The following is a 21,899-nucleotide window of genomic DNA, read 5'->3' on the forward strand; positions in this document are numbered from 1 at the left end:
ACAAGGAGGTCTTTTAATGAAAAAGAAATCGATTTTTTTGCTTGTTATGATGCTCGTAGTAAGTGTTTTCCTGGCTGCATGTGGTGGAAATGAATCTGCTAGTGAAGGTGAAGCGGGAAATGGTAATTCAGAAAATGAAAGCGCTTCACATGACTATCCGCAATTTTTGACGGTGGCCGGAGCGACGAGCGGAGGAACGTATTTTTTGCTGGCTAACGCCATTGCTCAGCTAATGGGAAATGAATTTCCTGATATTGATACGAATGCCCAGTCGACCCCAGGTTCCCCGGTAATCCTTGAAAATATTCAAAAAGGGGAGGCTGAATTAGGCATCGCTCAAGCAGGGGTGGCGGCCGAAGCGTATAATGGCACCGGTCAATTTGAAGGGAACGCTTTAACGGACATTAGGCAAATCACTTATTTTTACCCAAATGTTATGCAGTTTGTTGTACGAAGTGATGCGGGAATTAATTCGGTCGAGGATTTTGCCGGTAAGACAATCGCCGTCGGAGCTGCCGGCAGCGCTACCGAGATAAACAGTCAGGATCTCGTGGCAGCCGTTGGCTTAACCTATGATGACATCACTCCTGAATATGTCAGTGAGTCGCAGGCAGTTGAGTTGATGAGGAACAGACAGGCGGACGGTGCCAATCTGATCGCCGCGTTAGGCAGTTCCAATATGCTCGATATATTAAGTACCGGCGATTATCAAATTCTTGAAATCGATAAAGCAACCGTTGAAAAGCTGGCAGAAGTGAACGAAGCGTATTATCCATACACGATCCCGGCAGATACGTATCCGAACCAGCCGGAGCCAATTGAAACGTTTGCCGTGGCGAACTGGCTGCATGGAAGTGCCGAATTGTCTGATAAATTTGTTTATGAAATGTTAACCGTCATTTATGACAATATTGATTTCCTGGAGGAGACGCATAGTGTCGCCAGTCATATTGATTTAGACGACGCTTTGGAAGGCCAGACGATTCCTCTCCATGACGGTGCCGTTAAATTTTTTGAGGAACATGGCTTAGAAGTAAATCAATAACTACATTCTCACTGTTCGGTGCTCAGGGTTGGCGAAATGGCTTTGAGCACTTATGAATCTACTGATCAAGCAGAAATGAGTGGAAAAGAGGTGAAAGAATGGATCAAAACAGGCTAAAGGAACAAGGTGAGAAGAACCCTGATCAGAACGGGAAAGTGGATATTGAAGCCATCTCGAAAAAATTTGATATCGAAACACGCTACCGCGATATAAAAGGAAAAGCAGGTTTGCTCATCACCGCAATCGCAGTGGCGATGTCAGCTTTTCATTTATTTACGGCTGCTTTTCCGATGGTAAGCACCCAGCATCGCGCCATGCACTTAGCCTTTACGTTAGTGTTGATTTTTTTGCTTTACCCGGGAAGAAAGAAATCAAGAAAAGATAAACCGACTGTTTTTGATTATCTTTTTGCGATAGTCGCTGCTGTCTCCACCGGTTATTTAGTCGTGATGTTTGAAACGATCGCGATCAGGGGGATGTCCACGACGACGCTTGATCTCGTGATGGGCTTTATTACAATGGTCGCTGTTCTTGAAGCAACAAGAAGGTGTATTGGGATTGAACTGCCTGTCTTAGCCCTACTGTTTCTAGGTTTTGCCTATCTGGGCCCTTATTTGCCGGGAGGGTTGACTCACCGTGGCTACAGTTTGACAACTTTAATCGAGCATATGTATATCGGCAGTGAAGGGATTTTCGGGATTGCGTTAGGAACGTCGGCGACCTATATTTTCTTATTTATCCTGTTTGGCGCGTTTCTGAATGGCACGGGGCTGTCGGCGTTTTTCACCAATGCCTCTATGGCGCTTGCCGGCCATCGGGCAGGCGGTCCGGCCAAGGTTTCGATATTGACGAGCGGATCGTTGGGAATGATCAATGGAAGTGCCGTGGCCAATGTAGCCACGACCGGGGTTTTTACTATTCCTCTGATGAGTAAGATCGGCTATAAAAGGCGATTTGCAGCCGGAGTGGAAGCGACTGCTTCAACAGGCGGACAGTTTACACCACCTATTATGGGGACGGCGGCTTTCATTATGGCTGAGTTTCTCGGAATCCCGTATACGAGTATTATCATTGCGGCGATTATACCAGCTATTCTATATTTCACTGCTCTCTGGTTTATGGTGCACTTTGAAGCGCTTAAGTCAGGCTTGCGTGGTGTGCCGAAGGAGCAGCTGCCCGATGTCAAAAAGATAGTTTTGGAGCGGGGACATCTTTTGCTGCCGATTGGCTTACTCTTATTTATGCTGTTTGCCGGCTATACCCCCGTATATGCGGCTTTCTATTCCATCGTCGCTACCTATGCTGTTAGTTTTTTGAGAAAGTCTACGAGAATGAATATGAAATCATTAGTGAGAACGCTGGAAATGGGGGCGAAAGGGGCGATTTCTGTCGCGATAGCAACCGCTGTTGTCGGCTTTATTATTGGCGTCGTATCACTAACCGGAGTTGGTCTGAAATTAGCCAACTTGATTCTGGTCATTTCGAATGAACAGCTTTTCTTAACGTTAGTGCTGACAATGCTGACCGCGATCATTCTTGGAATGGGACTGCCGACGGCCGCCTGTTATATTGTTGGAGCGACTGTTGCTGCTCCCGCCCTTACGCAATTGGGCGTAGAACCGATTGTGGCACATTTCTTCGTGTTATATTTCGCCTGTTTATCAGCGATTACACCACCGGTCGCGCTAGCCTCTTATGCTGGAGCAGGTATAGCAGGGGAAAGCCCGTCTAAAGTCGGTTGGACTGCTTTTCGCCTTGGGATAACCGGCTTTATCGTGCCGTATATTTTTGTCTATTCGCCGGTCTTGCTTCTGCAAACAGATGAGTATTTATCGGCAATTTTAGCCTTTATTACCGCTGTAATCGGCGTCTTTGCGCTTGGCACGGCGGTCGTTGGCTACTTTATGGATCATACGAGATGGTTTGAGAGAATTCTTTTGCTCGCTTGCTCGTTTACGTTAATTTTTGCCGGGCTGTGGACGGATCTTGCCGGGATCGCGCTCCTGCTCACAGTCGTCGTTTTACAATCGAGGAGAACGAAGAGGGTTCACCGCTCCGGCATAGAGAAAAAACTTGAAAATGACCTAACCTCATAAAAAAGGAGTAGATTCGATGTTTCAAAATCAATTAAAAGCTCAGTTACGTCACACAAAGCAAACAGCATTTGGGGTATTCATCGGCTTTCCTGCGACTTCAATGGTAGAAATGGCAGCCTATAACGGGTTTGATGTCGTCGTCATTGACAATGAACATGGGATGCTGTCAGCAGAGAATATTGAACAGATGGTTATCGCTGCCGAGCATGCCGGCGCAACGCCGATCGTCCGGGTAGTGTCAAGCAGCCCGGAGGAAATTTTAAAGGCAATGGACCGGGGAGCTCACGGGGTTCATGTGCCGCAAGTGGATACGAGGGAGGAGGCTGAGCAGGTTGTTCAGGCTGTGAAATATCCACCGCTTGGAAAACGAGGTGCCGCTTTTTCGATGCGGGCGGCCCGGTATGGGACTGTTCCTGTCTCCGATTATTTGCGGCATGCTAACGAGCAATCATTCGTATGCATTCATATCGAAAGTAAAAAAGCTTTGGAAAATATCGACGACATTCTTAGCGTCGCCGGAATTGATCTCGTTTATATCGGACCGACTGACTTATCGGTTTCCCTTGGTTATGAGGGGAGTATCGACCATCCGGAATTGCTGAAAGCGGTTGATGTGATTCAAGAAGCCGCGCGCAAACAAGGAATTAAGGTAGGGATTCATACGAAGGATGTGAAAGGAGCGGTCATGCGCAAAGAATGGGGAGCCGATTATGTATGTCTCACGGTGACATCCCTGATAAACCAAAGCTTTGCAGAATATATTAACCAGACAAAGAAACAGGGAGTGAACTAAGTCGATGAACAAGCGCCGGTCGCGCGATGAAACGAAGAGGACAGAAAGAGGAATCAGCCGTTTTGGCTCGGTGGAGGCTTGAAAAACTGACTTCAAAATAGGAGACGGGAGACGATCAACGTGACGAAAACGAAAACTATGACAGCTGCAAAAGCAATCGTGGAAGTGATGATGCGGGAAGGAGTGGAGAAAGCTTTTTGTGTGCCGGGGGAAAGCTATTTGAGTGTGATGGACGCCATGTATGATTCGGAGATCGAGCTAATCAGCGGCCGGCAGGAAGGAGGGGTCGCTTTCATGGCGGAAGGGTATGCGAAAGCCTCCGGTAAAGTCGGGGTTTGCCTCGCAACACGTGGTCCGGGAGCGACAAATCTGTCAATTGGTCTTCATACGGCCTATCAGGATTCGACGCCACTGGTTGCTTTGATCGGACAGGTTGAAAGCGGCTTTAGAGGAAGAGAAGGATTTCAGGAAATTGATTTGGCGGAGTATTTTAAGCATGTCGTAAAATGGACGACGGAATTAAGAGAGCCTGAGCGGGTGCCTGAGCTTGTTCACAGAGCCTTTCATATTGCCAGATCAGGCCGGCCCGGGCCGGTGTTGATTTCACTGCCGGTCGATGTGTTAGACAAGGTGGCGGACATGAATTTCACGGGTTTATCCGTGTCGGCAAAGCCCCGGCCTGCTGCTGAGGCGATGAAAGAGACGAGGCGCTTTTTGGAACAGGCGAAGCGCCCGGTAATTATTGCTGGAGCCGGGGTAACTCATACGAAATCTGCCGCTGAACTCGTTAAAGTAGCAGAAGTACTTCATTGTCCGGTCGTCACGTCATTTCGGAGATTCGATGCCTTTCCAAATCAACATCCCCACTATGTCGGCTCGCTCGGTCTTGGCACACCAGATTATTTGATCAGGCTTGTCCAAGAAGCTGATCTCGTTCTGGCGGTAGGAACACGCTTTTCACAAATTACAACGCAAAATTATACCTTGCTAACTGACAAACAACGATTAATTCATGTTGACATTTCAGAAGAGGAGCTGTTTAAATCTTATCGTCCGACGCTCGGAATTGTCAGTGATGCCAAGCAGTTTTTGACCGATCTACTGTCTGAAATTGAACAGGACTACCAGGCGAACGCCGATCCTGACTTTCTTGCTGACGGGAGGAGAAACTATGTGGAGTTTTCGACGCCAAAGCCGGTCAGGGAAGAGGAGTTTGTCAATTTGGAAGGCGTTATGTACGACATTTGCCGGACATTCCCGGACGAGGCGGTTTTAACGAGTGACGCTGGAAACTTCTTTGGCTGGATGTATCGGTATTACCGCTATAAGCGTGAAGGGACATTTGTTGGGCCGACCTCCGGGGCGATGGGCTACGCCCTTCCGGCTGCCATCGGGGCGAAGCTGGCTTGTCCGGAACGACCTGTGATTGCTTTTGCCGGGGACGGCGGGGCGATGATGACGATTCAGGAGCTTGAAACAGCCGTGCGGAACAAGATTCCGATTATCTTTCTAGTGTTCAACAATAATATGTACGGGACAATACGAATGCATCAGGAGAAGAATTTTCCGGAGCGGGTCATCGCCACCGATCTGTCCAATCCTAATTTTGCCGAGCTGATGGAGCTGTTTGGCGGCGAAGGCATTTTAGTTCAGAATAATGAAGAGTTTCTCCCGGCGATAAGGCGAGCGCTGACATTTGAGACCCCTTGTCTGATTGAGCTGCGAACTGATCCTGACCAAATTTCAGTGACGAGGACGATCAGGGAGTTGAAAGACAATTCGCGTCAAAGCGTGTAGCCGCCTTTGACGAAAAGGAACGGAACGTTGGACAGTTGCTCGATTCATGAGGCAAGGAGCAGGAAGAATTCGCTCGGTTTTATCTGATAGCGGCGGCTCCGCTCATTGCTTAGAGGGCGGGATAAAAGGCAGTTTTTTACCTTTTATCCCGCCCTCTTTTAGCTGTGCTTACGTCTGACCCTTTCCCTTTCCAAAGATAGCTGTCATCTGCTGATCATTTCCCGGTGAAGAAAAATGCTGACAAATTTATTAAAAATCTCTGAAAATAACAACCGTCAGCTTGTCATGAAATGACAGACTTTTTAATAGGATGTAGATATACTCGCTTAAAGAGAATGTTTTAGGATGAGAGGGTGGCCATGACCTTATATCTTGACGCCATTTGGTTTCTTAACCTCTGTATCGATTATTTGCTGCTGATGCTAACCGCTCTGCTTCTAAAAAGGCGGTATAGGCAAAAACGGCTTATTCTCGCCGCGCTATTTGCGTCACTCGTTGTGTTTCTTATGTTTACATCTTGGACCAGCCTGTTTTACCAGCCGTGGATGAAGGCTCTTTATTCGGCGCTGATCGTGCTGATTGCTTTCGGCTATAAACGGTGGCGGACGTTTTTGCAATCGCTGCTTATGTTTTATTTTGTCACATTCATGGCCGGCGGCGGTCTGTTTGCCCTTCACTTCTTTTGGCAGACGGAAATCGACCTGCTGTCTTCGGTTGCCGCTTCAAAAGGGTACGCCGGCAGCGGAATCAGCTGGTTTTTTGTAATAATTGGCTTTCCGCTCGTTTGGTGGTTTTCGAAGAAGCAGTTTGAGCTAGCGGAATGGCAGCAAGTCCGTTACGATCAGCTGGCGGAAGTGGAAATGACAGTAGCGGGCCATACGTTTACGGCCACGGGTCTTGTTGACAGCGGCAACCAGCTTTCCGATCCGCTGACAAAAAAGCCGGTGATGATCATCGAGGCCAAGCTGTTGCAGCCTTTTTTTTCCCGGGAGGCACTCGCCCAGCTGCTTCATTTTCATGAACAGTCTTCCACTGCGGAAGGCGACAGCCGGCTGTTGGAGCGCGCCTGCATCATTCCATACCGGGTTATTGGACAGTCCTCTCCCTTTTTAACCGGAATCAGACCCGATCGAGTCGTCGTTACCCAGGGAGGAAAGCGTTATGACACAACTAATGTTTTGCTGGGCATACAAGATAAGGAGCTGTCTGCTGAAGGAGCTTTTCAATGTATTGTCCATCCGAGGTTGGTTGTCGGAGGCGACAGGGAGAAACTAGCATAATGAAACTATAGAGGAGGCTCGTCATGTTAAAGCTGAAAGCAACATTACTTTGGTACAAAATCATGTATAAGCTCGGAATGAAGGCGGATGAAATTTATTACATAGGGGGAAGTGAAGCTCTTCCGCCGCCGCTATCAAAGGAGGAGGAAGCGATCCTCTTAAAAAAGCTTCCTTCAGGCGACAAAGCGGTCCGCTCGATGCTGATCGAACGAAATTTGCGGCTTGTTGTTTATATAGCGCGTAAGTTTGAAAATACCGGGATTAATATCGAGGACTTGATCAGCATCGGCACGATCGGGCTGATTAAAGCGGTGAACACATTCAACCCGGAAAAGAAAATCAAGCTGGCTACATATGCCTCGCGCTGCATTGAAAATGAAATTCTGATGTATTTGCGGAGAAATAACAAAACGCGCTCCGAGGTCTCATTCGATGAACCGCTGAATATTGATTGGGATGGAAATGAGCTGCTGCTCTCCGATGTGCTCGGAACAGAAGACGATATTATTACGAAAGGAATTGAGGAAAAAGTCGACCGCAAGCTGCTCGTAAAAGCGCTGCACACCCTTAATGACCGCGAAAAGCAGATTATGGAGATGCGCTTTGGACTAGCTGGCGAAGAGGAAAAGACACAAAAGGATGTCGCTGATTTATTAGGGATTTCCCAATCGTATATTTCCCGGCTGGAGAAACGGATTATTAAGCGGCTTCAAAAAGAATTTAATAAAATGGTCTAAACGGGTTCGAGAAATTTTTTCCTTGTATTTTTTCTTGTCACGACGTGCACGGTCCTTGATGAGCAACTCTTCTCATCGAATGACCGTGCATATTTTTTTTGCCAGCGGAGATACTTTATTTGACATCATCTCCCACGACTAGGAGGGAAAGAATTGACACGAAACAAAGTAGAAATATGCGGTGTAGACACGTCAAAATTACCTGTTTTAAAGAACACGGAAATGCGTGAGCTCTTTCAACGATTACAGAGTGGTGAAACAAGTGCCAGAGAGACATTGGTCAACGGCAATCTTCGTCTCGTCCTTAGTGTAATTCAGCGTTTCAACAATCGGGGAGAGTATGTTGATGATTTGTTTCAAGTCGGCTGCATCGGATTAATGAAGTCGATTGATAACTTTGATTTGAGTCAAAACGTGAAGTTCTCTACATATGCTGTTCCGATGATTATCGGGGAAATCAGGCGTTACTTGCGCGATAATAACCCGATTCGCGTCTCACGCTCCCTCCGTGATATCGCCTACAAGGCGCTGCAGGTGCGCGACCAGCTGATGGCAGAAAAAAAGCGGGAAAAAGAACCGACCGTCCAGGAGATCGCCAAGGTGCTGGATGTGCCGAAAGAGGATGTTGTCTTCGCGCTTGATGCGATTCAGGACCCGGTCTCTTTATTTGAGCCGATTTACAATGATGGCGGCGACCCGATCTTTGTCATGGATCAAATTAGTGATGAGCGCAATAAGGATGTCAACTGGGTTGAGGAAATTGCATTACGGGAAGCAATGGTCCGGTTGAACGACCGGGAAAAAATGATTCTGAACATGAGATTTTTCCAGGGGAAGACCCAGATGGAAGTAGCCGAGGAAATCGGCATTTCCCAGGCTCAGGTTTCCCGTTTGGAAAAGGGCGCCATTCAACAAATGAATAAACACGCGCAAATTTAACGAATAGAATGTTTACGAGGCAGCTTCAGTCCGGTTTTCGCGGAGGGGCTGCCTTTTTGTCGCGGTGGGAAAATGGGGAAAAGCGGTCGGCGCCGAATAGATCACGGTCGGCGCAGGCTTGAGTCAATTCAGCTCTGGATCATAAATCGCTGCTAACCATGCATATAGTAGGGTATGGACAATGAAGGAGAGTGAGCGGCATGATGAAAATCTCAGAATTGCAAGTGAAAGATATTGTCAATATGGAAAATGGAAAACGCTTGGGACAGCTGACTGATCTGGAGATCAATTTAAACAGTGGACAAATTGAGGCGCTCGTTATTAATGGAACCGGGAAAATGATGGGGCTGTTTGGCAAGGAATCAGCGGAGGTCACCATTCCGTGGGAAAATATCATTCGCATTGGATCGGATGTGATTCTTGTCGAGGCACCGAGCGGGTTTGGGAAAAAAAGGTATACATTTGAACAGTCTTCGACAGTCCGTAAGCTCTGATTGGGAAGAAAGTCGTTTCTTGTAAGCTTCAACCTGTGATAAGATAAGAGGTATAAGACTATGACATCAATAGCAGGGAGGGATGGACATCGAACCATTTGTTCAACAATCCGTCATGCACTTCATCATTGAACCTTGGCAGCAAACGATCCCTTCCCTGATTGCTGGATTTTCCACGAGGGAGGGCGGGGTCAGTACCGGCCCTTACAGCAGCCTTAATCTTGGTTTTCATGTTGGAGACGATCAGGAAGCAGTTAAACAAAATCGCCAAAGGCTGGCCGAACAGTTGGCATTTCCCCTTACGCGCTGGGTCGGCAGCGAGCAGGTGCATGAGGCAAGCGTGAAAAAGGTCGGCCTGGCTGATGCCGGCAAGGGGGCGACGGCATTGGAAACCGCGATTGCCGGAACGGATGCGCTCTATACCGCAGATGAAAATCTCTTGTTGACCAGCTTGTACGCCGATTGCGTACCGTTGTTTTTTCTGGCGCCCGATCAGCGGTTGATCGGCTTGGCCCATGCTGGCTGGCGCGGTACGGTAAAAAGAATCGCCCCGGCCATGGTCAAGCGCTGGCAGGCTGATGAAGGCGTGGACCCTGCTGATGTTCACGTCGTGATCGGACCGTGTATCAGCCAAAGCGCCTATGAGGTTGATCGGGGCGTGATTGAAGCGGTCAGGCAGTCGCTGCCGTCAACAGCGGAGCGAACGTATACAGCTTGCGGAAATGATAAATATATGCTCGATCTCAGGCTCGTCAACAAGCAGCTCCTGCTTGAAGCCGGGGTACGTGCCGAGCATATCGCATTGAGCTCAGTTTGTACCGCGGGCGATGCCCGGATGTTCTCACATCGGGCTGATGGCGGGAAGACGGGAAGAATGATGAGCTTTATTGGACTACGGGGCGATGAGGAGTGACGGAAGCAGTGTCGGTAAAACAGAACGGAGAAGCAATCCAAGCAGAAATAGATAAACTTTGTGCCCGTTGTGGCCGGGATCCAAACGAAATCAATATCGTCGCGGTGACGAAATATGTAAGTGTGCAAACTGCCCAGGAGGCATTGTCAGCCGGCTTCGTTCATATTGGCGAAAACCGGGCGGAAGGACTGGGCGAAAAGTGGGATTCTTTACAAGGTGAGGCCGTATGGCATTTTATCGGTTCGCTTCAGTCGAAGAAGGTAAAGAAGGTGATCGACAAAATCGATTATCTTCATTCCCTTGACCGAATCTCACTTGCCAAGGAACTGGACAAGCGTCTGGAGCATGGAAAACAATTGAAATGCTTCGTCCAGGTCAATGTGTCAGGCGAAGAATCAAAGGCCGGCCTTGCGCCGGCGGAGGTTATCCCTTTTATCAGGGAACTGGAGGCTTATCAAAGCCTGCAAGTCGTTGGGTTGATGACAATGGCCCCGTTTGTCGAAGAGCCGGAGGAAACCCGTGCTGTTTTTCGCAGACTGCGACTGCTGAAGGAAGAAGTCAGCGCCTTGAATTTGCCTCATGCTCCATGCCAGGAGCTCTCAATGGGAATGTCCAATGATTATCAAGTTGCGATTGAAGAAGGCGCGACCTTCATTCGAATAGGTTCTGCCTTGGTCGGAAGAGAAGCAGATAGATAAGGGAGGAGAATGAAAATGGGAATGAAGTCGAAGTTCAAGCGTTTTTTTGAATTGGAGGATGAGGTTCAGCAAGTTGAGGAGCTTGTAGACGATTCCTATGGGGAGCCTGAAGAAGAAGGGAGAAGCCGCAGCCGCGGCAAAGGACAGTCATCCCAAAACGTCGTCAGCCTGCAAAGCGTGCAAAAGGCTTCAAAGGTTATTTTGCTGGAGCCGCGAACATATGATGAAGCGCAGGATATTGCTGATCATTTGAAAGCGCGCAAGGCGGTCATCATTAATTTACAGCGGATTTCCCATGAGCAGGCGAAACGGGTAGTCGATTTTTTAAGTGGAACCGTGTATGCTATTGGAGGAGATATTCAAAAGCTCGGGACGAATATTTTTCTTTGTACCCCTGATAATGTCGATGTCTCAGGTTCCATCACGGAAATGATGCAGGAGCATTTTCAGTCGTAATGGCTAAGAGAAGGTGGTGAATTTATGCAAACACTTGGTGCTCTTTTACTTCAATTGATGTATTTATATTCATTTTTGATCATAGGCTATATTCTGCTCTCGTGGTTTCCGAATGCTCGGGAATCCTCACTCGGACAATTTCTTGGAAGAGTGGTTGAGCCGTATTTAGAGCCGTTCCGGCGCTTTGTTCCGCCCCTTGGGATGATTGACTTATCGCCGATTGTCGCCATCATCGTTCTCAATTTGGCACGAACCGGAGTGGCGGCTCTCTTCGGTCTGACGTAGAGTAGAAAGGTAGATGTGCAATGTCGGTGTATCAGCATTTTCGTCCGGAGGAAAAGCCGTTTATCGATCAGGTACTGCAATGGCAGGAGGATGTAGAAATTCGTCACCAAATAAGGCTGACCGACTTTCTTGATCCGAGGCAGCAGAAGATTGTTGAATCGGTGATCGGCGCCAATGACGATGTGTCGTTGTCTTTTTCAGGTGGTCATCCGCTGGCGGAACGCCGCCGCTGTCTTTTGACGCCGCCTTATATCACGCCGGACGACGATGATTACCAAGTAACGCTTTTTTCAATCGAGTATCCGGCTAAATTTGTGACACTTGAGCATCGCGACGTACTCGGCGCGTTAATGAACATTGGGTTGAAACGGGAGAAGTTCGGCGATATTTATCTGAATGATGACGCCGTTCAACTGCTTGTAACGTCAGAAGTCGCCAACTATGTACAAGCCAATCTTGCTACCGTTGGAAAAGCGAATGTAAAGCTGAAAGAAATTCCTGTCGTTGAGCATACTAAGCCTGCTGAAACGTGGGAGGAAGCGACAGCAACGGTTTCCTCTTTACGGCTCGATGTCGTGCTCGCCCAGATGTACCGCCTTTCAAGAACAAAGGTCCTTCCCTATATTGAGAAAGGGTTGGTGAAGGTCAATTGGAAAGTTGTCGATCAGCCGTCTTTCCCCGTCGAGGAAGGGGACTACATATCTATGCGCAGTTTTGGAAGGGCCCGGCTGAAAGCGATTGAAGGCCGGACGAAAAGGGATAAAATCAGAGTGCGTTACGAGAGGTTACAGTAAACCTCTTATTGAAGCAGGGTTTCGAAAAGAGTTTGTCGAATCAACAAAGAAATGCATTGTATTTCATGATTAGCCGGAGGTGACGAATGTGCCTTTAACTCCTTTAGATATTCATAACAAAGAATTTACCAGAGGATTTCGAGGGTATGATGAAGATGAGGTTAATGAGTTTTTAGACCAAATCATCAAAGATTATGAAGCTGTCCTACGCGAGAAAAAAGAATTATTTGAACAGGTTACGGAATTGGATGAGAGGCTTGAGCATTTTAAAAATATCGAAGAAACGCTGAATAAATCAATATTAGTGGCGCAGGAGTCCGCCGAGGAAGTCCGCCGCAATGCGCAGAAGGAAGCGCAATTAATTGTGAAGGAAGCGGAAAAGAATGCCGATCGCATCATCAATGACGCCTTGGCAAAGTCACGAAAGATCATGATGGAGATGGAGGAGCTGAAAAAGCAGGCCTCTGTCTACAAAATGCGGTTTAAAATGCTGATCGAGGCGCAGATGGAAATGCTGAAGGCTGATGAGTGGGATGAGGTTGCCGAAGAAGAATCAGTTGAATGATTTTCTTGCACTTCTGAAATGGCTGACATATAATAATATCCATTACGAATAGGAAACAAACAGCGAGAGGGACGAGTACAAGGCGAAGGTGTGACTAGCGAACCGGGGATGGTGGAAGCCCGGTCATAACGCGCTTTGGAAAATCACCCTTTAGTTTTGCACCGAAAAGGACAGTAGGCTGCAACGGGTCATTCACGTTACGAATACTTGAGTGGGAGCAATTCTCCCATGAGGGTGGTACCGCGGGTTAACTTCTCGTCCCTTACCAGGGACGGGAAGTTTTTTTTAGTTGCTATCTGAAAGATAGCAACTAAGCATGGAATTCTGTGCGCAGTGCAGAACCGCAGAATGAGTGAAGTCCGACGATGAACCGAATGAAGTGATTAACGATACAGGAGGAAAGAGAATGGATTATAAAGAAACATTGCTAATGCCACAAACCGATTTTCCGATGAGGGGAAATCTGCCGAACCGGGAACCGGAACGACAAGCAACTTGGAAGGAAAGCGATATTTATCAAAAGGTGCAGCAGCGTACCGAAGGACGTCCGTTATTTGTTTTGCATGATGGACCGCCATATGCGAACGGCGATATTCATATGGGACATGCGCTTAATAAAATTTTAAAGGATTTTATCGTCCGCTATAAATCAATGAGCGGCTACCATGCGCCTTATGTGCCGGGCTGGGATACGCACGGCTTGCCGATTGAAACGGCGTTGACGAAGAGCGGAAAGGTCAACCGCAAGGCGATGAGCGTCGCTGAATTCCGCAAGCTGTGCGAAGAATATGCGAAAAAGCAAATTGAGCGTCAGCGCGAGCAATTTATGCGCTTAGGGGTACGCGGTGACTGGTGGAATCCGTATGTGACGCTGGAAAAAGAATACGAAGCCCAGCAGATCAAGGTGTTTGGTGAAATGGCGAAAAAGGGCTATATTTACAAAGGGAAAAAGCCGGTTTACTGGTCCCCTTCGTCAGAATCAGCCCTTGCCGAAGCTGAGATCGAATATCATGATAAGCGCTCTCCGTCAATTTATGTAGCGTTCCAGGTAAAGGAAGGAAATGATGTGCTGGAAGGAGATGAAGCGATCGTCATCTGGACGACGACGCCTTGGACGATTCCGGCAAACTTGGGGATTTCCGTTCATCCTGATCTTGATTACAACGTTGTGAAGGTCGCAGACAGGAAGTTTGTTGTCGCTGCCGGTCTGCTTGAGTCGCTCGAAAAAGAATTGGAATGGGAACAGGTGGAAGTGCTGAAGACGTTTAAAGGAAAGGCGCTTGAATACGTCAAGGCCGAGCACCCGCTTTACGGGCGCGATTCGCTTGTGATGTGCGGCGAGCATGTTACGCTCGACGCCGGTACCGGCTGTGTGCATACCGCTCCTGGACACGGGGAGGAGGACTATCTTGTCGGTCAGAAGTACGGCCTTGATGTACTTTGCCCTGTCGATGACAAAGGGAATATGACGGACGAAGCACCGGGCTTTGAAGGGTTGTTTTACGATCAGGCGAACAAGCCGATCACCGAAAAGCTGGATGAGATCGGCGCTTTGCTGAAGCTGACCTTCATCACTCACTCCTACGCTCATGACTGGCGGACGAAAAAGCCGGTCATTTATCGGGCGACGGCGCAATGGTTTGCTTCGATCGAGCAATTTCGTCCTGAGCTGCTTAAAGCGATCGAGGAAGTCGAATGGCTGCCGAAATGGGGGGAAACCCGCCTTTACAATATGGTGCGCGACCGCGGGGACTGGTGTATTTCCAGACAGCGGGCGTGGGGTGTGCCGATTCCGGTCTTTTACGGAGAGGATGGCGAGCCGATCATTACGGATGAGACGATTGATCATGTATCCGCCTTGTTCCGCGAGCACGGCTCGAACATTTGGTTCGAATGGGAAACGGAGCAGCTTCTACCTGAAGGCTTTACGTCACCGCATAGCCCGAATGGCAGCTTTACGAGAGAAATGGATATTATGGACGTCTGGTTTGACTCTGGCTCCTCGCACCAGGCGGTGTTAGAGGAACGGGCCGACCTCGTCCGTCCGGCTGACCTTTATTTGGAAGGCTCGGATCAGTACCGTGGCTGGTTTAACTCTTCCTTGTCGACAAGCGTTGCCGTCACTGGAAAAGCCCCGTATAAGGGCGTGCTGAGTCATGGCTTTGCACTTGACGGTGAAGGGCGGAAGATGAGTAAGTCAATCGGGAATGTCGTCGTGCCGAACGATGTGATGAAGCAGCTTGGTGCCGATATTTTGCGCCTCTGGGTCGCGTCGGTTGATTATCAGGCCGATGTCCGTGTATCGGATAAGATTTTAAAGCAGGTCTCCGAAACATACCGGAAAATCCGTAATACGTTCCGCTTCTTACTTGGAAATCTGCATGATTTTGATCCGGCAGTGAACCGCGTGGCGACGGAGGAGCTCGGTGAGGTTGATTTGTTTATGCTCGTTAAGCTCAACGAAGTCGTTGAAAAAGCGAAGCAGGGCTATGAGCATTATCAGTTTTCGACTGTCTACCATACGATCCACAATTTCTGTACGATTGAATTAAGCTCCTTCTACATGGATATGGCGAAGGATACGCTTTATATTGAGCATGCCAATCATCCTGCCCGCCGGGCGATTCAAACGGTGATGTATGACGTGCTTGTCGCGTTAACGAAATTAGTATCACCGATTTTGTCTCATACAGCCGATGAGGTGTGGGAACATATTCCGGGTGTGAGCGAGGAAAGTGTGCAGTTAACCGATATGCCTGAGGCCAAAACGTTCACGGATGTCGAAGCGTTGCTGGCAAAATGGAACCATTTCATGTCTGTCCGCGACGATGTGTTAAAAGCATTGGAGCAGGCGAGAAATGAGAAGAAAATCGGGAAATCGTTGACAGCAGCGATTACGATTTATGCAAGCGGCGCCGTCCGTCAGCTGCTCAGCTCCATCCCGTCTTTAGAAAAGCTGTTTATCGTCTCAGCGGTTAAACTTGCGGGTGAAGCCGGCGAAGCGCCAGGTGAAGCAGCGGTGTTTGAAGATCTGGCGATTGTTGTTCAGCAGGCGGAAGGCGAAACATGCGAGCGCTGCTGGGTCGTATCGACAACGGTCGGTTCTGACAGCGAGCATCCTACTTTATGTTCGTCATGTGCCGAAACGGTGTCTACGCATTATCAAAACGTTTAATTAGATCAGCGCTGGTCATCTGAATCAGGCTGGGAAAAAAGGTTGCTTTTGTACCTTTTTTCCCAGCCTCTTTTCTTGAATTTCGGGGATGTTTGAGAAAGGCCGCTATGTGCTTTTCTTAACGACTATTTGCATGATTGTTGGTCACACTAAAAAAGAGCATTCGCTCGTTGGATGTTCAGGCCTATTTAAAGGGAGAGAGACAGCAGTGACGGATTATCGACAGATCAAACAGCAGCTAGTCGAACGTAAAGTGGAACTTGAAAAAATCATTAAGCAGGAGTTTGGTGATGAAACACATCAGGCATTGTCCGATCTGACAGGGGAGCTTTCGCAATATGATAACCATCCTGCCGATGCGGCGACCGATTTATATGAGCGGGAAAAGGATTATGCTTTGCTTGAGCACGCCGAGCGTGAGCATGAAGAAGTGGAACATGCTTTGCAGAAGTTTGCCGACGGGACATACGGCATTTGTGAAGCGACAGGACAAACGATTCCGCTCGAGCGACTTGAGGCAAATCCGACAGCGCGGACCATTGTGACCGCCGCCACGCAGGAAAATCGTGGCCGTCCAGCTGAAGAGGATGTAGTAAAAGGGTTTTCTGCTTATCAATTTGACGGGCGCGACGACGAGACCGAATTTGACGCCGAGGATGCGTATCAATCGGTGGCCCGTTTTAATGATAATGCGATGACTTATGAGGATGCCTCGCTAGACGAGGAAGATGAATCGATTGGGTATGTCGAAGAAATCGAAGGATTTTTGTCAACTGGAATTGAGGGCTATACCGGAAGTGATAAGGTTGACGTCCAGCACAATGTCCATTTAAATCATTACGTAAATGGCGACAAATGAAGGAAGCAGGGCTGAGGCGATGATTGTCCCTCAGCCTCTGCTCTTTCTTTATAAAAATTTTCGGGATGATTTGTGCTAAAGCGCCGGCTTCACGCGTTACGCGGATGGCGGAAAGAACCCTGTTTTCAGCCGTCCTTAAATGATGGAACGGCTCCGCACGCCGCTTCTAAGAAAGAACGCTATGCGTTTTTCTTAAGCGTTTTGGTTCCAACCTTTTTGTGCTATAATGCTATAGGGTGGAAAGACATGGACAGGAGGACCAGCTTTGAAATATTACCTTTTAGCAGTCGCGGTTATACTGATTGATCAACTGACAAAATGGATCGTTGATACACGAATGGAAATTGGGGAACGGTTGACCATTATTGAAAATGTGCTTTATTTCACGTCGCATCGCAATGCAGGTGCTGCTTTTGGAATTTTGCAGGGCCAGATGTGGTTTTTTTATATTATTACGACGATCGTCGTAATCGGTATTATTTACTATATGCAAAAGGAAGCGAAAAACAGCCGTTTGTTCGGGACAGCTTTAGGGCTGATTCTTGGCGGGGCGATTGGCAATTTTATTGACCGTCTCTTTCGCGGTGAGGTCGTTGACTTTGTCGATACATATATTTTCGGTTATGACTTTGCGATATTTAATGTTGCCGATGCGTCATTATGTATCGGTGTAGGGCTGCTGTTTATTAAGATGATCGGTGATGAGCGCCGCGAGAAGAAGGAGAAAAAGTAATGGAAGTTTACAATTGGACAGTGACGGCCGAACAGGAAGCAGAGCGGATTGACAAGCTGCTGACGACGTTCGAAGGGTGGTCGCGTTCCCAAGTACAGCAGTGGATTAAAGAAGGCGCAGTGACGATCAATGATCAAGCGGTAAAAAGCAATTACAAAGTAACGGAGGGCGATCAGATTGCGTTAACGGTACCCGAACCCGAGCCGCTGGAAATTAAGGCGGAAAACATTCCGTTCGATATTGTGTTTGAGGATGAAGATGTGATTGTGGTCAATAAGCCCCGCGGGATGGTTGTGCATCCGGCACCCGGGCATTACTCACAGACGCTCGTGAATGCTTTGATGTATCATTGCAAGGATTTATCGGGGATCAACGGGGTGATCCGCCCGGGGATCGTTCACCGGATTGATAAGGATACGTCAGGATTGCTGATGGTCGCGAAAAATGACCGTGCCCATGAATCGTTGGTTTCGCAATTAAAGGCGAAAACAACGAAACGTCTTTACAAAGCGATCGTCCATGGAGTGATTCCTCATCAGCATGGGACGATTGATGCGCCGATCGGGCGAGATAAAAAGGACCGTCAAAGTATGGCGGTAACGGATGAGAACAGCCGTGAAGCCGTTACTCATTTTACCGTGCTGGAGTGCTTCGCCAATCACACCTATGTGCAGTGTGAGCTGGAAACAGGGCGGACGCATCAAATTCGCGTTCATATGAAGTACATTGGGTTTCCATTAGTCGGCGATCCGAAATACGGGCCGAAGAAGAAAACGGTCGATATTGAAGGACAGGCTCTTCATGCCGCGGTGCTTGGCTTTGTCCATCCCCGGACAGGGCAGGAGCTGGAGTTTGAAGCACCTATTCCGCCGGAAATGGAAGAAGTGCTCCGCTATTTGCGCTCGATGTGACAATTTGTCATGTTTTGCGGGAGCCTGCTGAAAAAAGGATTGACATCACGGTTGAGATCGTGCATACTGAACGAGAACTAAATGTCCTTTAACTACAGTCCCGTGAGGCTGAGAAGGAAACGAACGTACAGGTAGCGTAGGTAACGTACATTCACCTCTCATGTCTTTTGGACATGAGAGGTTTTTTCGTTTCTGATCTGAGGTAAGCTGGAGGTGTGAACATGACACGGATCATTTTAGATGAACAGGCGATCCGCCGCGGGATTACCCGCGTCGCCCATGAAATTATTGAACGCAATAAAGGTATTGAGAATTGCGTCCTCGTTGGCATCAAAACGAGAGGAATTTACTTGGCGAAGCGTCTAGCTGAACGAATTGAACAAATTGAAGGGGCGTCGATCCCGGTCGGTGAAATCGACATTACGCTTTATCGCGATGATTTAACGGTAAAGTCGAAAAGCGAGGAACCGATCATCCAAGGGACGGATATTCCAGTCAATATTAGTGGAATGAAGGTCATTCTGGTCGATGATGTTCTTTATACCGGTCGTACCGTGCGCGCAGCTCTTGATGCGCTGATTGATTTAGGAAGACCTGAACAGATTCAATTGGCTGTCCTGATTGACCGCGGCCACCGGGAGTTGCCGATTCGACCTGATTATGTCGGGAAGAACGTCCCGACTTCAAAGAGTGAACTGATTGTCGCCAAGCTGAGCGAAGTCGATGAGCTTGATCAAGTAACAATTGAAGAAAAACAATAACAAACGTAATGTTCTCTTTAACTCAGTCCTGTGAGGCTGACAAGAGTGCGTTCCCTGGTCTTGCTGTGCCTTAGTGAAGACCGCGAACCCCTCTCTGTCTGCTGCAGAGAGGGGTTTTTTGTGAGAAGGAGAGAGAAAAAGTGGGGGGAAGGAACATGAAACACCAGGAAAATGTAGGAATTCGTGAGATACCGAGAGTCGATAAATGGTTTATTTTAAGCTTTCAGCACTTATGCGCGATGTTCGGCGCGACGATTCTTGTTCCGTTTTTAGTTGATTTAAGTCCGGCCGTTGCGTTGCTTTCAAGCGGGCTTGGGACACTTGCTTATCTGTTGATTACGAAAGGCCAAATCCCGGCCTATCTCGGATCGTCCTTCGCTTTTATCGCTCCGATCATCTCAGCGACAGCGCTCGGGGGTCCTGAGGGAGCAATGATTGGAAGCTTCTTTGCCGGTCTGGTCTACGGGATCGTTGCGCTTTTAATTAAGCAAAGTGGCGTCAAATGGATCCTGCAAATTTTACCACCGATTGTCGTTGGTCCCGTCATTATTGTGATCGGGCTCGGCCTGGCGCCGACGGCGATTGATATGGCGATGAATGTTGATGGAGCCTACAGCTCGCTCCATTTCACCGTAGCCTTGATCACGCTCGCGATTACCGTCATCGCTTCGATGTTTTTTAAAGGCTTCTTCGGACTCGTCCCGATTATGTTCGGAATTATCGGCGGTTATGTGACAGCCTACTTTTTCGGGATTGTCGATCTGACGCCGATTGGCGAGGCGAGCTGGCTGGCGATGCCGGGAGTGATTGTCCCGTTTGTGACGTATGTTCCAGAATTCAACTGGCAAATCGTGGCGATTATCGCCCCAATTGCCGTTGTGACTATCGCCGAGCATATCGGCGATCAAATGGTGCTTAGCAAGGTCGTCGGCAAAAACTTTATCGAAAAGCCTGGGCTGCATCGTTCAATTTTGGGCGATGGTGTAGCGACGATGATCGCCTCCCTGATCGGTGGTCCGCCAAATACAACCTATGGAGAAAATATCGGCGTTCTGGCGATTACCCGTGTGTTCAGTGTGTTCGTCATCGCCGGCGCCGCTGTAATGGCGATCTGCTTTGCCTTTATTGGGAAAATATCGGCGATTATTTCGACGATTCCGACAGCAGTAATGGGTGGTGTGTCGATCCTGCTTTTTGGGGTGATCGCTTCTTCCGGCTTACGGATGCTGATCGATAACCAGATTGATCTTGGCGTGAAGCGGAATTTGATCATTTCTTCTGTGATCCTCGTCCTCGGAGTTGGCGGAGCGTTTATCCAGGTTTCTGAGGATATGCAAATTCCGGGAATGGCGCTGGCGACAATTGTCGGGATCATCCTGCATCTTGTGCTGCCGGATAAAGCAGCAAGCTACAGCAAAAAGCCGATGTTCCAGGAAGAAGAGGAAAATGAGGAAGTCGCCTAAAGCAAATATGGAAGCCCCTTTAATGTGGTTCAGAGAGACCTCAAAGGGTGCTTGGGGCATGTGCAGCCACGGCTGTTTGCTTCGAGCTACCCTGAGAGATCGCTCTCAGGGTTTTTCACGTTGTGGGCGAGTAGCAAATGAAGCCATTGCCCCTTTCCTCAAATAAAAAAATTCAAGGAGGCTGATGTCGATGATCACCGTGAAAAGGAATGAGCCGCAGCTGCGTCAGGAATTGCTGTCACTTGATCTTCTCCCGGTTAGCGAAATTACAACATTGCTGGAGGAAGCCGAGCAGTTTTCCTATGGAAAGTCATGGCGGGGCGAGCCAGAACAGTTTGTCGCAAACTTGTTTTTTGAACCGAGTACGCGGACCCGTTACAGCTTTGAGGTCGCTGAGAAGAAGCTCGGTCTGGAGGTACTTTCCTTCGACGCCAAGCATTCAAGTGTCCAAAAAGGCGAGACATTGCTCGATACAGTTAAAACATTTGAGGCGATCGGCGTTGATGCCGTCGTGATTCGCCATCCGGAAAATGAATTTTACCATGACTTGCGTGAGCACATAGCGATCCCGATCATTAACGCCGGCGATGGCAGCGGGCATCATCCGACGCAGTCATTGCTTGATTTAGTGACAATCCAGCAGGAATTTGGTCAGTTTGCCGGTCTGACAGTCGTCATTGCCGGGGATTTGCGCCATAGCCGGGTCGCGCGTTCAAATGCGCGTGCATTAAAGCGGCTTGGCGCCGATGTTCGCATCGCCGGACCTGTGGAATGGATGGCTGGCTTTACTGAAGAGTATGACCATCTTCCATTTGATGAGGCGCTCGTGCAGGCCGATGTAATGATGCTGCTGCGGATTCAGCATGAACGCCACGATGGCGGGATGCGCTGGTCGAAGGAGGAGTATCACAGGCAATATGGATTGACGCTGGAGCGGGAGACAAGGATGAAAAAAGAAGCAATTATTCTGCATCCGGGTCCAGTCAACCGCGATGTTGAACTGGCGAGTGAGCTTGTCGAAGCAGAGCGTTCGCGGATTTTTAAACAGATGAAAAATGGGGTCGCTGTTCGCCAGGCTGTATTGAAGCGGGCGCTGACACGTTAA

General features: G+C 48.5%; 21 protein-coding genes and 1 other annotated feature. All 21 genes read left to right on the top strand.

Annotated elements, in window-relative coordinates:
• Nucleotides 1-16 precede the first annotated feature (16 nt).
• Nucleotides 17-1,045: a TAXI family TRAP transporter solute-binding subunit gene (locus M3212_RS01035; RefSeq protein ID WP_251192068.1), complete on the top strand. Its 1,029-nt coding sequence runs from the start codon at nt 17-19 to the stop codon at nt 1,043-1,045.
• A gap of 98 nt (nt 1,046-1,143) precedes the next feature.
• The gene (locus tag M3212_RS01040) at nt 1,144-3,141 is read left to right on the top strand and encodes a TRAP transporter permease (RefSeq protein WP_251192069.1); all 1,998 of its coding nucleotides are present in this window, start codon (nt 1,144-1,146) and stop codon (nt 3,139-3,141) included.
• 16 nt (nt 3,142-3,157) lie between these two features.
• Nucleotides 3,158-3,934, top strand: coding sequence for an HpcH/HpaI aldolase family protein (locus M3212_RS01045; protein WP_251192070.1), 777 nt, complete (start codon nt 3,158-3,160; stop codon nt 3,932-3,934).
• Nucleotides 3,935-4,054: 120 nt separating this feature from the next.
• A complete protein-coding gene (locus M3212_RS01050) occupies nt 4,055-5,731 on the top strand; it encodes a thiamine pyrophosphate-dependent enzyme (RefSeq protein ID WP_349774160.1) in 1,677 nt (558 codons plus the stop codon).
• 359 nt (nt 5,732-6,090) lie between these two features.
• A complete protein-coding gene (spoIIGA, locus tag M3212_RS01055) occupies nt 6,091-7,011 on the top strand; it encodes a sigma-E processing peptidase SpoIIGA (RefSeq protein WP_251192240.1) in 921 nt (306 codons plus the stop codon).
• Nucleotides 7,012-7,034: 23 nt separating this feature from the next.
• Entirely contained in the window at nt 7,035-7,748 is a 714-nt protein-coding gene (sigE, locus tag M3212_RS01060; protein WP_251192071.1) for an RNA polymerase sporulation sigma factor SigE, read from the top strand.
• A 153-nt stretch (nt 7,749-7,901) separates the two neighbouring features.
• Nucleotides 7,902-8,687 carry an RNA polymerase sporulation sigma factor SigG gene (gene sigG, locus M3212_RS01065; RefSeq protein WP_251192072.1) on the top strand — a complete coding sequence of 262 codons (786 nt, stop codon included), beginning with the start codon at nt 7,902-7,904 and terminating at the stop codon, nt 8,685-8,687.
• Between the two features lie 200 nt (nt 8,688-8,887).
• The gene (locus tag M3212_RS01070) at nt 8,888-9,181 is read left to right on the top strand and encodes a YlmC/YmxH family sporulation protein (protein ID WP_251192073.1); all 294 of its coding nucleotides are present in this window, start codon (nt 8,888-8,890) and stop codon (nt 9,179-9,181) included.
• 82 nt (nt 9,182-9,263) lie between these two features.
• Nucleotides 9,264-10,094, top strand: a complete 831-nt coding sequence (pgeF, locus tag M3212_RS01075; RefSeq protein ID WP_251192074.1) for a peptidoglycan editing factor PgeF — start codon at nt 9,264-9,266, stop codon at nt 10,092-10,094.
• 8 nt (nt 10,095-10,102) lie between these two features.
• The gene (locus M3212_RS01080) at nt 10,103-10,792 is read left to right on the top strand and encodes a YggS family pyridoxal phosphate-dependent enzyme (RefSeq protein ID WP_251192075.1); all 690 of its coding nucleotides are present in this window, start codon (nt 10,103-10,105) and stop codon (nt 10,790-10,792) included.
• A gap of 15 nt (nt 10,793-10,807) precedes the next feature.
• Nucleotides 10,808-11,248, top strand: a complete 441-nt coding sequence (locus M3212_RS01085) for a cell division protein SepF (RefSeq protein WP_251192076.1) — start codon at nt 10,808-10,810, stop codon at nt 11,246-11,248.
• Between the two features lie 24 nt (nt 11,249-11,272).
• A complete protein-coding gene (locus M3212_RS01090; protein WP_251192077.1) occupies nt 11,273-11,533 on the top strand; it encodes a YggT family protein in 261 nt (86 codons plus the stop codon).
• A 20-nt stretch (nt 11,534-11,553) separates the two neighbouring features.
• Nucleotides 11,554-12,327, top strand: a complete 774-nt coding sequence (locus M3212_RS01095) for an RNA-binding protein (protein WP_251192078.1) — start codon at nt 11,554-11,556, stop codon at nt 12,325-12,327.
• Between the two features lie 88 nt (nt 12,328-12,415).
• Nucleotides 12,416-12,892 carry a DivIVA domain-containing protein gene (locus M3212_RS01100; RefSeq protein WP_251192079.1) on the top strand — a complete coding sequence of 159 codons (477 nt, stop codon included), beginning with the start codon at nt 12,416-12,418 and terminating at the stop codon, nt 12,890-12,892.
• A gap of 53 nt (nt 12,893-12,945) precedes the next feature.
• Nucleotides 12,946-13,158, top strand: a binding site (T-box leader).
• Between the two features lie 140 nt (nt 13,159-13,298).
• Entirely contained in the window at nt 13,299-16,067 is a 2,769-nt protein-coding gene (gene ileS / locus M3212_RS01105; RefSeq protein ID WP_251192080.1) for an isoleucine--tRNA ligase, read from the top strand.
• Between the two features lie 208 nt (nt 16,068-16,275).
• The gene (locus tag M3212_RS01110; RefSeq protein ID WP_251192081.1) at nt 16,276-16,926 is read left to right on the top strand and encodes a TraR/DksA C4-type zinc finger protein; all 651 of its coding nucleotides are present in this window, start codon (nt 16,276-16,278) and stop codon (nt 16,924-16,926) included.
• A 265-nt stretch (nt 16,927-17,191) separates the two neighbouring features.
• Complete coding sequence (gene lspA / locus M3212_RS01115) at nt 17,192-17,659, top strand: signal peptidase II (protein ID WP_251192082.1); 468 nt, start codon at nt 17,192-17,194, stop codon at nt 17,657-17,659.
• Entirely contained in the window at nt 17,659-18,570 is a 912-nt protein-coding gene (locus tag M3212_RS01120) for an RluA family pseudouridine synthase (RefSeq protein WP_251192083.1), read from the top strand. The genes lspA and M3212_RS01120 overlap by 1 nt, the downstream gene beginning before the upstream one ends.
• Before the next feature lie 221 nt (nt 18,571-18,791).
• Nucleotides 18,792-19,331: a bifunctional pyr operon transcriptional regulator/uracil phosphoribosyltransferase PyrR gene (pyrR, locus tag M3212_RS01125; RefSeq protein ID WP_251192084.1), complete on the top strand. Its 540-nt coding sequence runs from the start codon at nt 18,792-18,794 to the stop codon at nt 19,329-19,331.
• A gap of 155 nt (nt 19,332-19,486) precedes the next feature.
• Complete coding sequence (locus M3212_RS01130; RefSeq protein WP_251192085.1) at nt 19,487-20,794, top strand: solute carrier family 23 protein; 1,308 nt, start codon at nt 19,487-19,489, stop codon at nt 20,792-20,794.
• A gap of 190 nt (nt 20,795-20,984) precedes the next feature.
• Nucleotides 20,985-21,899, top strand: coding sequence for an aspartate carbamoyltransferase catalytic subunit (locus tag M3212_RS01135; RefSeq protein WP_251192086.1), 915 nt, complete (start codon nt 20,985-20,987; stop codon nt 21,897-21,899).

It is taken from the genome of Halalkalibacter oceani, from assembly GCF_023715705.1.
Lineage (GTDB): Bacteria > Bacillota > Bacilli > Bacillales > Bacillaceae_D > Halalkalibacter > Halalkalibacter oceani_A.

What these genes read in the sequence shown, in the direction of transcription:
- M3212_RS01035 (WP_251192068.1), top strand. Translation starts at nt 17, where the DNA reads ATGAAAAAGAAATCGATTTTTTTGCTTGTTATGATGCTCGTAGTAAGT.
- M3212_RS01040 (WP_251192069.1), top strand. Translation starts at nt 1,144, where the DNA reads ATGGATCAAAACAGGCTAAAGGAACAAGGTGAGAAGAACCCTGATCAG.
- M3212_RS01045 (WP_251192070.1), top strand. Translation starts at nt 3,158, where the DNA reads ATGTTTCAAAATCAATTAAAAGCTCAGTTACGTCACACAAAGCAAACA.
- spoIIGA (WP_251192240.1), top strand. Translation starts at nt 6,091, where the DNA reads ATGACCTTATATCTTGACGCCATTTGGTTTCTTAACCTCTGTATCGAT.
- sigE (WP_251192071.1), top strand. Translation starts at nt 7,035, where the DNA reads ATGTTAAAGCTGAAAGCAACATTACTTTGGTACAAAATCATGTATAAG.
- M3212_RS01070 (WP_251192073.1), top strand. Translation starts at nt 8,888, where the DNA reads ATGATGAAAATCTCAGAATTGCAAGTGAAAGATATTGTCAATATGGAA.
- pgeF (WP_251192074.1), top strand. Translation starts at nt 9,264, where the DNA reads ATGGACATCGAACCATTTGTTCAACAATCCGTCATGCACTTCATCATT.
- M3212_RS01085 (WP_251192076.1), top strand. Translation starts at nt 10,808, where the DNA reads ATGGGAATGAAGTCGAAGTTCAAGCGTTTTTTTGAATTGGAGGATGAG.
- M3212_RS01090 (WP_251192077.1), top strand. Translation starts at nt 11,273, where the DNA reads ATGCAAACACTTGGTGCTCTTTTACTTCAATTGATGTATTTATATTCA.
- M3212_RS01095 (WP_251192078.1), top strand. Translation starts at nt 11,554, where the DNA reads ATGTCGGTGTATCAGCATTTTCGTCCGGAGGAAAAGCCGTTTATCGAT.
- ileS (WP_251192080.1), top strand. Translation starts at nt 13,299, where the DNA reads ATGGATTATAAAGAAACATTGCTAATGCCACAAACCGATTTTCCGATG.
- M3212_RS01120 (WP_251192083.1), top strand. Translation starts at nt 17,659, where the DNA reads ATGGAAGTTTACAATTGGACAGTGACGGCCGAACAGGAAGCAGAGCGG.
- pyrR (WP_251192084.1), top strand. Translation starts at nt 18,792, where the DNA reads ATGACACGGATCATTTTAGATGAACAGGCGATCCGCCGCGGGATTACC.
- M3212_RS01130 (WP_251192085.1), top strand. Translation starts at nt 19,487, where the DNA reads ATGAAACACCAGGAAAATGTAGGAATTCGTGAGATACCGAGAGTCGAT.
- M3212_RS01135 (WP_251192086.1), top strand. Translation starts at nt 20,985, where the DNA reads ATGATCACCGTGAAAAGGAATGAGCCGCAGCTGCGTCAGGAATTGCTG.